A 14,332-nucleotide genomic window follows, 5' to 3' on the forward strand; every position below is an offset into this window, starting at 1 on the left:
TGTTGTATGTTCTACTGTTGTTTTGATTTGCGTCCTGTAAGTAGTGCTATAAGATATATTATAACAACAAGTAACACAGAAAAACACATCCAGCCGATGAATATGCCTAAAGGCTGTTTGCAAAAAGTATCATAGTAGCCTTTAATATAAACAATTGTAATTATCAAAGGTAAGATATATGCCATATATTTTCTGACCCATAATGGAAGCTTTATTCCTTCTCCAGTATTAGCCTCTTTAACAAAGCTATCAAATCCCCATCCGTTTTTTCTTGTACAGAAAAGAACTATAACAAGGCTTCCTAAAGGAAGAAGGTTGTAGGATACAAGGAAATCTTCCAGATCCATAATTGTTGTACCTGCACCTATAGGCTGTATACCTGAAAGCAGGTTATATCCAAGAATTGCAGGAATTGATAATACAGTAATAGCTATAATATTAATACCTACGGCTTTGGTTCGCTTACATTCTGTTATATCCATCCACATAGCTACGATTTCTTCAAATACAGCAATAATTGTAGATAAAGCTGCAAATGACATAAATAAAAAGAACATAAAGCCCCATATTCTTCCACCAGTCATATTATTAAATACATTAGGAAGAGTTATAAATAATAATGAAGGACCACTGTCAGGGTTTACTCCATATGCAAAGCAGGCAGGGATAATTATAAATCCAGCCATTAAAGCAACAAATGTATCTAGAATTACAATGCTTACCGCCTCACCTGTAAGTGAACGCTTCTTATCAAGGTAACTACCGAAAATCTCCATGGCACCGATACCTATACTTAAAGTGAAAAATGCGTGTGTCATAGCAGCAAATATGGCTTCCCCAATACCTGTCTGCTTAACTAAGCTTAAATTAGGTACAAGATAGAACTTAATACCAACAGAAGCATTAGGAAGAACAAATGAATGAACTGCAAGGATTACTATAAGTCCCAAAAGAAGCGACATCATAACTTTTGTAATTCGTTCAACACCATTTTCAAGTCCAAGTGCACATACGCCAAATGATAAAATAATGGCGATAAATGTAAATATAAACATTATTTCAGGCTGTGATAACAGACCATTAAATGTAGCTGTGATTTCTGAACTATTAAGACCAGAAAGCTTACCAGATAATTCAAGAAATGCATAATAAATCATCCAGCCTCCAACCATAGTATAGAACATCATAAGAAGATACGATCCAATTATGCTCATCCATTTAAGACGATGCCATTTCGTGCCTTTCTGTTCAAGTACATCAAATGCTTTTCCCATACCTTTGCGGCTTGCTCGACCAACTGAGAATTCGCATATAAGGATAGGGAGTCCAAGAAGTGCTAAAAATATAAGGTACATAACTATAAAAGCTGCCCCTCCGTACATTCCACATATGTATGGAAACTTCCATACATTACCAAGGCCGATAGCACAGCCTGCTGATACAAGAATAAATCCTATTCTTGAACCAAATTGTTCTCTTTCTTTCATAAATTAATAAGTTCCTTTTCTATTATAATAAATCAATGAAATCAGGTTATCTGCTATTAACTAATAATACACAACCCATATAGAATTCATTATATAATATAAATAAAAAATAGTCACGAACAAAATTCATAAACCAGTCAAAAATGTTGCTAATACAGAAATAAATAATAGTCACCCCGTGTGTTATGCGAGACGGGTGTCAAGAGGTCCGGTGGACCTCTGTGCTGACACGACCGAGGGGTGCTTTAGCGTTCCGAGAAATCGAAGCCAAACTGTGAAGCAGTTGGGTTTCGAGAAGTGCCCCGCACTTCCCGGATGACAAAAAAGGACTTCCCATTCGGAAGTCCTTTTTGTTGTCTTACAGAGCGCGAGACGGGGATCGAACCCGCGACCCCCTCCTTGGCAAGGAGGTGCTCCACCACTGAGCCACTCGCGCATATTGTATTGTGTGTTTCGATTTATTTCTCGTGAACACAAGTGATATAATACACGTTAATATGTAATATGTCAACCCTTTTATTTTAATATTTTTAAATTTTTTGAAAATATTTGAAGGAAAATATAGATAAATGTGGAAATTTAAAATTTTATTTTCATATTGCATTTTTTTAGTCTTGATTATATTATTAAATATCTGATATGGAAACAGCTGATTGTAATTAATCTGTATGCAATATGTTAATGTTGAATTAATTCTTATAAATAATATATCTGCTTTAAGAATTTTTTATTATCTGTTATCCAGTCAGTTATTATTAATATAAGGAAAGTGTGAAGTATATGAAATATAAAATGGCTGTATTTGATTTAGACGGAACATTGCTTAATACATTGGAGGATCTGGCAGATGCGGTGAACTACTCTCTTGCACAGTTTGGTATGCCTCAAAGAACTATAGAAGAAGTAAGGAATTATGTTGGTAATGGAATTCGTCTTTTAATAGAAAGAAGTGTTCCTAATGGAACCGATTTGCCGGTTATAGATAATGTGTTTGAATGTTTTAAGAAGTATTATCAGGAACATTGTAATGACAAGACAAAGGCATATGATGGAATTATTGATATGCTTAAAGAATTAAAGCAGTCAGGGATTAAGCTTGCAGTGTTGTCTAATAAAGCACAAAGTGCTGTGACTAAATTATGTGATATATATTTTGATAATCTTCTTGATATTACATTTGGTGCAAGAGAGGGCATAGCAAAAAAGCCCGCTCCGGATGCCTTGTTAGAATGTGCTGCAATAGCAGACATTGCATTAGAAGATATAGCTTATATTGGAGATTCAGATGTAGATGTGCTAACAGCACGAAATGCAGGGGTTGACTGCATAGCTGTATCGTGGGGCTTTAGGGATAAAGGAGTGTTAATTAAGGCAGGAGCTGATAAAATAGCAGATAATATACAAGTTTTAAAGGCAGAACTTTTATAGTCAGATTGAATAAAATATATTAAAATTTCAATTGCGAAATATATTATAATATGATAAGATACATACAGAACGAATGTTTGGAAAATATGTTCTGCATGTATCTTTTTTATTATTATCGAAAGAAGGTGGGAGTTGTGGTTATTAAAGAAGACCTAAGTATTATGGATAAGCTGACGATTTTATCTGATGCTGCAAAGTATGATGTATCGTGTTCGTCAAGTGGCGTTGAACGTGGTAACAATGGTAAAGGCATAGGCAATTCTAAAGCGTGTGGAATATGCCACAGCTTTAGTGCAGATGGCAGGTGTATTTCTCTTTTAAAAATACTTCTTACGAATGAATGTATATATAACTGCCGCTACTGCATTAACCGTTCGTCTAATGATGTTGTGAGGGCTACATTTTCGCCTGAGGAGATATGTGAGCTTACTATGCAGTTCTACAGACGTAATTATATAGAAGGATTGTTTTTAAGTTCAGGTATAATTATCAGTCCTGATGAAACAATGAAGAGAATGTTAGAAACGGTTATTCTTCTAAGAAAGAAATATAATTTTGGCGGATATATTCATATGAAGGCAATTCCTGGAGCATCGGATGATATCATTAAGTTCGCTGGTTGGTTTGTTGACCGTATGAGCATTAATCTTGAGCTTCCAACTAATGCAGCACTTAAAGAACTTGCTCCATCTAAATCAAGAGAAAGTATTTTGCATCCTATGAATATGATTAAGAATAACATACATATGAATAGATATGAGGTTGGTATGAAGCATACGAACAATTATTTGTCAGATGTTTATAATATGTATAATACATTTTCTGATGATACAAGTAATGAGATGTTAGACACTATGTTTAATGATGGATTGGCTGCCAATAACAGATTAAACATTAATAATAGATTGAATACTGGTAATACTGAGCTATCGGCGGGACATAGATATAAAAGATATGTTCCAGCAGGACAGAGTTCACAGATGATTATTGGTGCTACCAAAGAGACGGATTACCAGCTTGTTACGATAGCACAGAATTTATATGACAAATACGATTTAAAGAGAGTGTTTTATTCAGCGTTTGTTAATGTCAATATGGATGAGTCGCTTCCACTTCAGGAAGATGGCAAGGGTGTGCCTTTGCTTAGGGAACATAGGTTATATCAGGCGGACTGGCTTATGAGATTTTATGGATTTAAGTCATATGATCTTCTTAGTGAAGACAATCCTAATTTTAACGCATTTTTAGACCCTAAATGTGACTGGGCAATACGTCACCTTGATATATTCCCGGTAGAGATTAATACAGCACCTTATGCCCTGTTATTAAAAGTTCCGGGAATAGGTGTGAAATCAGCAAGACGTATTATTAATGCAAGACGAATGTCTATATTAGATTTTACTTCTTTAAAGAAAGCCGGAGTTGTATTAAAAAGGGCTGTTTATTTTATAACCTGTAATGGCAGAATGATGTATAACATACGAATAGATCAGGATTATATTACTAATGCTCTTATTGATAATGACAAGAAGAAAATATATGACATAGAACATAAAGACTGCTATAAACAGCTTTCTTTATTTGACTGCAATGTAATATCAGAATGATACGAATGTTTTTATTATAATTGTGAATAATAAATATTAGAACAATATAAAGATGCATATTAGAATAATATAATATATTTATCAGGATAATTATATAAGAATTTGTAATTTGAAATATTTATATGGAACATAGAGATAGAATAAAGATTAGTAAGAAGAAAGGATATGATCAGCCAGTATTACTACCAGCTGATTAGTTAAGTGCATAGTATTATGGATGTTTATTTATGTGATAATTCTATAGAGGGGATATTTTCAGCAATATATAAAGCCTGGGAGGCAGGAACAAGCCATACTGATGTAAGATGTGCAGATGTTGTTTCTAACTATTCATTATTTGAGAACTATATAAATATCAGGACAGATTTAACCTTATCAGATAAAGTTGCCAATACAATAAAGCTAAAGCTGTCTAATGATATATATGAGATGATATTTACTGTTGCACAGTCAATCGCAGATAATAAGGCCTCAGTAATTTATCATTGTTTGCAGAGAATGTTTAAATATGGAACTTCAGTATTGCATAACATTAATGATGAATACATATTCCAGTTTAATAAAATATATAAAAAGGCAGCTAATGAAGCACACTTTTATATAGAGATACTTCGATTTAATGAAAATGCTAATGGTTTTCTTACAGCCAGAATAGAACCTGATAATAATATTATATATATGATTATTGATCATTTTAATGACAGACTGCATTGCGAGAATTTTTTGATATATGATGTCAGGAGAAATATTGCGTATATACATATGAATAATAATACAGCATTTTTTTATAATGATTATAATAATGAATTATTAAAACAGCTTGATGATTTTTCAGATAATGAAAATGATATTCAGAATTTATGGATAAGATTTTATAATACTATAGCAATAAAAGAACGTGTCAATTATAAATGTCAGATAAATATGCTTCCATTAAAATATAGGAAGTATCTGCCAGAATTACCTATAAAAAAGGGGATCCCACCAAACAATAATTAATAACTAATTACCATCCAGCGGGATATTGGGGAATTGTATTGAGCTCATATCAAGCTCTTTCGATTGTTATTATAACACATAGCAGATAATTGAAAAGTACTATCTTTTTCCTAGTACTATCAATTATAATATATATTATATAATAATACTAATGGCTTGATGTTTAATTCAATTCATTAGTATATTTATGCGTTGATACTTATGATACTATAGTCAACAGCCTGTTTGTATGTATCAGAGTTAATTATTTTATCATATCTTGTAATCCATTTGGTTGTTATTCCAGCGTAGCTTGCAACCAGATCTTTTGAAGCTCCACCCGATAACATATAACATATTGCGGCGTGACGAAGGGTCTGCATTGTGAATTTGTTATTTAACATGCCTTTTTCTATATTAAGTTTACAATATTTTTCAAGAAGTCTTTCTGTGTCCCTTAATTTAATTCGTGTTTTTCTTTTATTAATAAATATTGCACCTTCTATTATATTATTATTACATATATATCTATCTAATAATACAGCAACATCATCCGGAACTTTAATTATTCTTGATATACGATTATTGCCTTTTGGAGGATAATTAATATACATTTCGTCATTGGAATTAATTGCAATATATTCTTTATTAAGGCTGCATATTTCAGTGTTAGTCAATGCACATTTGACGGCAAGGGATAATATTAAAAATGCTTTCTCATCATTATTTTGTTGTATTGTTTCCATAATATTATTTATTTCATTAAGTGTCGGTATATCATTGTCTGTTAATAACTTATCTTCCTCTGGAATAGAAATTTCCTTGAAATAATTAGTATATTCCTTTCCGTGATTACTCATATTAAATTCAATAAAATTACATACAGATCTTATTACGGATAATCTCATTACACCGGTAGAGTATTTTAATTGATTTTTGCTTATCTTATTTAATATATGTTCATAATAAGTTACAGCATCAGTATGACTTAACTCTAATGGGTCGTGGCCAACTACTTTATCAAAATTCTTTACAACATTCCAATATTCTTTTCGTGTACGAGCTTTTAAATTAGTTTCGTAATATATCCAAATAGTATTCTTAAATGTATCAGAAATCATAACATAAATACCTCTTATATCTTTTCAACACAACAAAATAATCTTATCTGTGTGCTATTGATTTTTTACATAATATATAATACAATATATGACGACATATGTCTATATGTTAACCAAAACTCACACCACCACACTACATCAAAATAAACACAACAACAACCAAAGTAATTAAGAAAAGCTTCCTGGTGTGAACCTACTATTTGATTTTTGTGTTTATATTTTTTATAATTGTGAGTACAATTACTATATAAATTGTTAGATATAATTAATCGAAGATTATGCTATTTACATAAAGAGCAATAACACACTGGACAGACTATATTATAATCATCTATCCATATTCTACTCTTCCACTATCTGCCAATTAATATATAGAATAAAATGAAAATTATATTTGTTGTTATATAAGGAGATATATTATGGAACAATACTCTCGCCGATTTATTGAAGAATTAGCTAATCACATTGATCCAGTTATTATTGATTATTTCAATAAGAAAAGAAATTTGTTAAACTTCTCTGCTGAAAATGTAGCTGAGTTAATTGATGAAACTCTTATGGAATATCTTGATGGAAAGACCAGCCGTGAAGATTTAGTACCTATAATTAATAAGGTAAAGAAATCACGTTTACAAAAAAGATCACGTTGGTACAAATCATACATTAATGATATTGATACAATCAGCATTGACGATGCCAAACACCCTTTAGCTACTGTTGTTGCTATGGCAAAGACTCTTCCTGTTGAAGATTATACTAAAATGTTTGGAGATAAAGATTTACAGGAAATTATCGAAGATAAGAAAAGAGCTGCAACAGAATGGAAAAATGATTCCAATACTCTTTTAATTGATTTCCCAGGTATTTCATCTTTTACTTATAACTCAATATATAATTCTTTAAAGAATGATTTGATTATTAGTGCTTGGAAATACATAGAAAGTGAACTTGCTGGTAATATTGACTCATACCTTCGATTATTCCCTGTTGACTTAGTTGACAAACCACTTTTCAGTCCTTCATCTTTTACATTAATGATGGAAACAGCATCTGATAATCTGCTAAAAGAAATTATCAGAGATGAAGAAGGCCGTGAACTTTTGGAAGTGACTGTCAACAGCGGCAAACTTACTCCACCAAAGGCTATGGATTCTAATGACCTGAAATTAGTTAATGCTTTTATATCTAATATTAATATGCAGGAATTCTCTAAAGAGAAATCTGTAGTAGTCGATCTTAATACTCTTGGTAAAGAAATTGTCGATTATCACGTTGGTAAAAATGTGCTCAAGAAAATTTCTAATTCTTGTAGAAAGCTTGTAGAGTACAATTTCTATTATGAGGAAGCTGGCAGTAAAATCTATTTCAACTTATTCGATAATATTGTCATCAAAGAAGATGCTGAAAGACCTTATGCCATAGCTCAATTTGGTGAGGTACTAAGTAACGCTATTATAAAGAAAAAGTTAATCTCTATAACTTCTGCTTCTTATGATGTTCTTGATAATAACCTTTCAAGAATTATATGCTATGCAATGAAATGTGAACAGATTGCTAATCAGGAAACATTGATGAGTGAGTATAGTTATACTTACTTCCAGAAGATTGTTCGATTTAAATTAAAAAATAAAAAGAAGAACTTACAATTAATTCAGGAATCTTTACAGGAATTTGTAGATAACAATATTGTAATCGATAGCTTTGAATTAAAAAATGGTGTATTTATTATTAACTTCCTTCCATTATCGGAAGCTGAAATTCAGGATTTGAATTTTGATAAAACTAAGATGATAGACAATGCTCATTAATAGACGAAATAGGGATTTTTTATTATAATTATTTGCCGTATGTTTTTACATACGGCTTTTTTATGTGAGCCTTACAGAGCGCTCTTATGTAAGCCCTATGAAGTTCCTTTTGTACACTGTAAGGCTCACATAAGAAGCTCCGTAAATTTTATAGCATACATTCTCCTAGTTCCTTTTGAAAATATGTGCAATGCAAAGAACTGCCTTTGTCTGAAACCGTATGCCAGATGGTGTAGTGGATAGATAGAATAATTACTTGCCTGCCACTCTATTTTAATCAAATCAGAAACTATAAATGTCTACATTTTTATCATCATAATTAAAGTGTAGATAATTAATTGATAACTAAGAAAATTTTATTGTACTTTTTTTATTTACTTAATTATCTGTATTTCTTTAAGTTTTGTCGTGTTTTTTTTATTTTTATCAGATAAATCTTTTATATATCCCTTAAAATAGGCATTTGTTATTTTTTTATTACAATTTTACTGTTTCCAGCAGCATTTTTTAAATAATATGTTAAATTTATGTAGATATTTTTAGAGTAAAAAACTTAGTTTTTATTTTTCAATGTAGATATTTTTAGAGTAAATTTTTAAAAAGTAGATATTTTTGGAGTAAAATATCATTTTTTTATTGATTTTTCTCCAATTTTCTATTCTATTTATATATTTATATATTGTATATAAATACTTTTTCTACATTTTTTTTTTGAAATTTTATCCACAATGTCTACATTTTTGGCTTAAATACTGATTTTCCTTAAAATACCACTACCCTATGTGGATAGCTGTTAACTATATGTAGATAAAAAAGTAGTAAAATCCACAAAATATTTATTTTGACTTCTACAAAAAAAATTTTATTAAATTAAGTAGATAATTTTAGAGTAAAACACTTTGATTTTGTGGATAAGTAGACAATTTTAGAGTAAAACAAGTTAAAAAATACACTTATGTGGATAAATTTTGAGTAAAAACAAGAATTTGATTTTATTTGATAATATTGTTAAATTATCCATAAAAAGGAGGTGGGAATTTTGGATAATTTTACAAATATAGGCAAAGCTGTATTAATTCAGGCTCTTGGTATTCAGCAAAATTACACAACAATTATTGATTCTTCTGTTGAAGTTACCGATTACTCAAATGATAACTGCTCTACTTGTAAATATAAAGCAATTATCGAATCCTTCTCCAGCGATAATGATATCTACAAAATGGCTATTGATAATTGTAACAATTGTCCACATAGAATTCTCACAACTAAGAACGTAACTAAAAAGATATATCATAATGAAAAAAATCGTTATGGCTATAGACCTATGTTAAAATCAAATGCACTTAAGCTATTTATGTTATTACATTTTTATCATCCGGATCGTTTTGGGATTATAAAAGAAATTAATATCAAAGAATTGGCATCTATTCTTAAATGCAACATTAAGACGATTTGGAATAATCTTGACATATTATCATCTTATACTTATATATCATATTCCAAAACTTCATCATCTATTATTTCATTGCTTATCAATGATTATGAGAATTATTACCTTCCTGCTAACAAAAACGGCAGGGGATTTTTAGTGCTTTCTAAGGAATTAATTACTAAACTTTTTGATATTAATTCAATTGTAACATTAAGAATTTACTTGCGTGAGCTTATCAACCTTGATAGTTCTAATCTTAAGGGTCAGGCAAGCGTGGATCACAAATCAATATCTGAAATAAGACATATGCTTCCTAAGTATTGCAAGCCTTGCATTATAAAACAACATATGTCTAATTCAGATGCTGATATTTTTAATGTCACTATTAATGATAATATCATAAGATTTGAAATTTCTTCAAGATATATTGCTAAGAAGCAAAAACAAATTCTATTAGAAGAAAATATTGACCGGTTAAAGTCATTTATTAATGATTTTAATACAGTAATTCCTAACATTAACTCAGGTGATATTCCACCTGTACGTTTTAGAGAATTTATTAATATAGACACTAATATATCAAATTATAAATTGATTAAAATCAGTAAACTTGATTTGGAGGATTTAGCAAATATAGCCGTTCACTACTCTTTCGATTTATTGATGTATGCGTTAGCAGATATCTATAGACAATATATAGTGTATGAACGATCTATAAAAAATATTCCTGGTCTTGTATCAACGATAATTCGTGCTAATGTTAGTAAATTAAAAAAGGCTGCTTAAAAAGCAGTCTTATTTTCGTGTCTTGTATTCGATTTTTATATCAATATATGTGATATTCTTAATTAATTTTAATAAAAAAAGCAGGCTGCTCATTTTTTTTATTTTCTTTTTTTCAATTTTTATGAATGATTCCTTTTATAATTTATTTAATATATAATTAAAATACTAATTTAACAAATTTTGATAACATTTATATTGAAGATTTATTAACATATGGAAACTTTTCAACCATATTTTTATCCTTTTCGACTATAATAATTATTAAAAAGACATTTCATGAAAATAATAGACCAGAATAATAATTAATAGACTTGTTTATAAAAAAATTATTCTTCAAAAAAAAATATCCGACTTTGAATTAGTAACTAATGAACTATAAAAAAATGTTGAAAGCCTTATAAATACTGTGTCTATGTTAATTTAATTTGTCAATATATGTTAAATATATGTATTGTTATATATATTAATATGGATATAGATAAATAGATAGATAGATAGATAGATAGATAGATATTTATATGATTACGATTAATAATAATAATAATATATCCCCAACTCCTATGTTAATATTATTAGAATTGGGGACATAATATATTAATTATTGGTTAGTGAATTAATAAAATCAGTTAATCTTTGATTTAAAATTTCTACTCTTATTTTTAAATCAGTATCATTTTTTATAATAGACTTGTTATTCTTAATGATATCAAAGTTTGATTCAAATAATGCAAGTGCCTGTTCTGTTTTAGCAATTGAAGATATTCTTTTTAATTCGTTATCTGAAATTGTTGTCTTGCGTTGTTCTTTCTCACGTTGCTGCTGCTTCATCTTTTCCATATTACTTTCAAGACGTGCCTTTTCCTTTTCAGCTTTGTTCTTAGCCTCAGTCATATATCGAAGTTCCTCTTCAATATCTATTTTGGAATTGGATTTATCAGTATTTGTAGAAATTTCATTTATTTTATTTTCAAGAATTTCTAAAGTTTCATTCTTTTTGTTAAGCTCTCTGGTTACTTCTTCTAATTCCTGCTTATATTTGGCAGCTTCTTTAGCACGTTCTTCAGATATCTTCTTGATAGATTGAAATTCTGCATTTTCAATGTTGCCATTTTTTTGAAGAATATTTAATATACTCTTCTGTGCATCCTCATCAAGCTTACCAAATTTATCAGCCTGGTTAAGATCTATGCCATTGTTATTGAGTAATTCACTTAATTCAGGAATAAGCTTTTCTGCTGTTGTATATTTGCGGGCTTGTCTTTCTGATATATTAAGCTGTTTGGCAATCTCTGCATTGATATTTTTTATTTCGCCGTTTAACTTTTTAGCTTCATAAAGTTCTTTTAAACGGCTTACTTCCCATCTTTTAACTTCCATTGAAGATTCTCTTACATCGTGGTTGGCTGAGATAAGCATAATTTCTTCGTCAATTTCAGTAATATCAGACTTTTCAACTTTACAGGGAATTCCAGCAGGAAAAAGTGTCTGGTAATCCTTTTCATCCATTTCTGATATGGCGTGATATCTTCTTTCACCAGAGATAAGACGATATATATCTTTGTCAGAATCATATAATACAGATAAATTGTGTCTTAGACCGTTAACAAGTATACTTTCTTTGAGTGCATTAATGCCATCCTGCGCATACATTTCATTTTTAGGGTTAGATACAATTTTATCTTTAGGAATATATTTAAAATTGTATTGTGTCTTTGCCTGAATTTCTTTAAGTTTTTCTCCACCGTCAGAATTAAGGATACCTGTCTTAGTACCACCAGCAGTAAATGATTTCTTAGCCATTATTTCTTCTCTCCTTTAAGATATTTTGCTAATTCTCTGTAATGTTTATTATCCATAAGTCCAAGATAATTAACTAATTCTATGTAATCTTGAGCTGCGGTGCTTCTCTTATCATATGTGAGTAATGGTTCAAACAATGTATTAGATTCATTGACGGCAATGCAATTTCTTATTGACACAGGAAGGAATTTGTCACCAAACATATTCTCATAACTTTCAAACATTTGTTTATATAAGGTTGTTCTTCCTGCCACTCTGGTCATAAACATACCTGCAAATTCAATAGAAAGTGCATATTTAGCATTGAGATCTTCAATCGTATCAAAAAGTGACATTAAACCATCATATGAAAAATTATCAACACATATAGGTGTGATGATTTTATTGCTGGCACACATAGCACATGTTGTAAGGTATGATTTAAAAGGTGAGTTGTCTATTATAATATAGTCGTAATCATCTTTTAATAGACTAAGATTATGTTTAAAACATAATTCTACATTAGATTCTTTACTCTCATCGTATATTTTATATATAAGATTGTTTAATTCTCTTGAGGCACAAAGTATAGATATATTTTCATAGTCTGTTGTAGAAATGTAATTCATAACAGTAGCTTTATCATCAAATTTACTACAAAACAGCTGTTCATAGTCAATATCCTTACCTTCTTCACTTTTGCCAAACATTTTACTTGTATTCATCTGTGGGTCTAAGTCTATTAATAATATAGAATAGCCAGAAATAGATAAAATCTGAGCAATTGTTATGGCTGAGGATGATTTTCCTACACCACCCTTTTCGTTAATTAAACTTATTACTTCGCTCATTATTGTCCTTCTTTCATTAAAATCTAATTTTATTATACAACAAAATTACGTTTTATCAATACAAAAGTTATATTATTTAAAAATATTTATGTTAAGTTTTTTTGTGAACTCAGTTCAATTTTTATAAATGTAGAAAAATATTTTAAAATATTTTTACTGTTATTTGTTTATTCATATTTATATATAGATATTAAAACATTATCCAATAATCTTATGTAATAAGTAAACAGGTTTCTAAATATTGATAGATAAATTTAAAATATAATAAGGTATATTTATATAATAAATAAGAATAAATTACTTAATATTTTTGATATATATTATTTTGTAGTAATCTATTATATATGCTTAGATTATTTCTTAATTCAATTTTGCCGAAAGATATGAAATTAATAATAAATTCATTATTATAATTAATATATAGTCATTTCCTTTATGATTTACATTGATATCAAATTGTAATGATTGTAATAATAGATTGTAATGATAGTGTTATAAAGAATTTTAAGGATTTTTAGATTCTATATAATAAAACTCTGACATAGAAAGCATATATAGATATGCATAATATAATTGATGGATTAAGTGAGTATTTACGCATAAATAAAATAGAAAGAATACAAAAATAATAAAATGATTTATAAAAAATTATGAACTGAGTTCAAAATTATAATGATATAAATGAGTATTTATAATATTATACACAGCTAAAAGTGAACTGAGTTCAATAAATAAAATTATCTATATGAATTATATGGTGGGATTCTATGTCCAGATTATATATTTGATATTTAATTATAATTCTATATAAACAAAGCATTATGCACATACATAATATTAAGTTATCAATTTGAATTTGTTTATCAATATTAATAATCTAGTTTAATTGTTATATATGATTATTGGATAATGCTTTAATATCTATATATAATTATAAATAAAAAAAATACAGCAAATATATTATTAAATATAATTGAATTAATTCATAAAGTGGTATTATACATATTGATAAGACATATATTATAAGGAATATAATAAAGTGAACTCAGTTCACT

Annotated in this window: 9 protein-coding genes and 1 tRNA gene; 5 read left to right on the forward strand and 5 right to left on the reverse strand. The window is 29.0% G+C overall.

Annotation, left to right across the window (positions count from 1 at the left end; genetic code table 11):
• Positions 1–11: 11 nt before the first annotated feature.
• Positions 12–1,487, reverse strand: coding sequence for a sodium-dependent transporter (locus tag C7390_RS04460; RefSeq protein ID WP_116443678.1), 1,476 nt, complete (start codon positions 1,485–1,487; stop codon positions 12–14).
• Between the two features lie 364 nt (positions 1,488–1,851).
• Positions 1,852–1,923, reverse strand: a tRNA-Gly gene (locus C7390_RS04465).
• Between the two features lie 344 nt (positions 1,924–2,267).
• Here C7390_RS04465 and C7390_RS04470 point away from each other — a divergent pair.
• The 3 genes from C7390_RS04470 to C7390_RS04480 all read left to right on the forward strand — a co-directional run bounded on the left by C7390_RS04470 (position 2,268) and on the right by C7390_RS04480 (position 5,521).
• Positions 2,268–2,915, forward strand: a complete 648-nt coding sequence (locus tag C7390_RS04470; RefSeq protein ID WP_116443679.1) for an HAD family hydrolase — start codon at positions 2,268–2,270, stop codon at positions 2,913–2,915.
• Positions 2,916–3,049: 134 nt separating this feature from the next.
• Complete coding sequence (locus tag C7390_RS04475; protein WP_318295556.1) at positions 3,050–4,522, forward strand: putative DNA modification/repair radical SAM protein; 1,473 nt, start codon at positions 3,050–3,052, stop codon at positions 4,520–4,522.
• A 213-nt stretch (positions 4,523–4,735) separates the two neighbouring features.
• Positions 4,736–5,521 carry a TIGR03915 family putative DNA repair protein gene (locus C7390_RS04480; RefSeq protein ID WP_055175345.1) on the forward strand — a complete coding sequence of 262 codons (786 nt, stop codon included), beginning with the start codon at positions 4,736–4,738 and terminating at the stop codon, positions 5,519–5,521.
• Positions 5,522–5,706: 185 nt separating this feature from the next.
• Here C7390_RS04480 and C7390_RS04485 read toward each other — a convergent pair whose 3' ends face one another.
• A complete protein-coding gene (locus tag C7390_RS04485) occupies positions 5,707–6,621 on the reverse strand; it encodes a tyrosine-type recombinase/integrase (RefSeq protein ID WP_022502175.1) in 915 nt (304 codons plus the stop codon).
• Between the two features lie 419 nt (positions 6,622–7,040).
• Between C7390_RS04485 and C7390_RS04490 the strand changes: the two genes are divergently transcribed.
• Together C7390_RS04490 and C7390_RS04495 are read left to right on the forward strand one after the other, a co-directional pair.
• On the forward strand, positions 7,041–8,429 hold the full coding sequence (locus C7390_RS04490; protein ID WP_022502176.1) for a hypothetical protein: 1,389 nt from the start codon (positions 7,041–7,043) through the stop codon (positions 8,427–8,429).
• 1,039 nt (positions 8,430–9,468) lie between these two features.
• Complete coding sequence (locus C7390_RS04495; RefSeq protein ID WP_022502177.1) at positions 9,469–10,647, forward strand: hypothetical protein; 1,179 nt, start codon at positions 9,469–9,471, stop codon at positions 10,645–10,647.
• A 594-nt stretch (positions 10,648–11,241) separates the two neighbouring features.
• Here the strand turns inward: C7390_RS04495 and C7390_RS04500 are convergent.
• Together C7390_RS04500 and C7390_RS04505 are read right to left on the reverse strand one after the other, a co-directional pair.
• Positions 11,242–12,447: a ParB N-terminal domain-containing protein gene (locus C7390_RS04500; protein ID WP_022501638.1), complete on the reverse strand. Its 1,206-nt coding sequence runs from the start codon at positions 12,445–12,447 to the stop codon at positions 11,242–11,244.
• Entirely contained in the window at positions 12,447–13,277 is an 831-nt protein-coding gene (locus C7390_RS04505) for a ParA family protein (RefSeq protein WP_022501637.1), read from the reverse strand. The genes C7390_RS04500 and C7390_RS04505 overlap by 1 nt, the downstream gene beginning before the upstream one ends.
• Between the last annotated feature and the right edge of the window lie 1,055 nt (positions 13,278–14,332).

The sequence above is a fragment of the Bacteroides galacturonicus genome, assembly GCF_003096855.1.
In the GTDB taxonomy this organism is placed as follows: domain Bacteria; phylum Bacillota; class Clostridia; order Lachnospirales; family Lachnospiraceae; genus Lachnospira; species Lachnospira rogosae.

Bases quoted from the DNA above. Each gene is read 5' to 3' on its own strand.
- C7390_RS04460 (WP_116443678.1), bottom strand. From the start codon at position 1,487: ATGAAAGAAAGAGAACAATTTGGTTCAAGAATAGGATTTATTCTTGTA.
- C7390_RS04470 (WP_116443679.1), top strand. From the start codon at position 2,268: ATGAAATATAAAATGGCTGTATTTGATTTAGACGGAACATTGCTTAAT.
- C7390_RS04480 (WP_055175345.1), top strand. From the start codon at position 4,736: ATGGATGTTTATTTATGTGATAATTCTATAGAGGGGATATTTTCAGCA.
- C7390_RS04485 (WP_022502175.1), bottom strand. From the start codon at position 6,621: ATGATTTCTGATACATTTAAGAATACTATTTGGATATATTACGAAACT.
- C7390_RS04490 (WP_022502176.1), top strand. From the start codon at position 7,041: ATGGAACAATACTCTCGCCGATTTATTGAAGAATTAGCTAATCACATT.
- C7390_RS04500 (WP_022501638.1), bottom strand. From the start codon at position 12,447: ATGGCTAAGAAATCATTTACTGCTGGTGGTACTAAGACAGGTATCCTT.
- C7390_RS04505 (WP_022501637.1), bottom strand. From the start codon at position 13,277: ATGAGCGAAGTAATAAGTTTAATTAACGAAAAGGGTGGTGTAGGAAAA.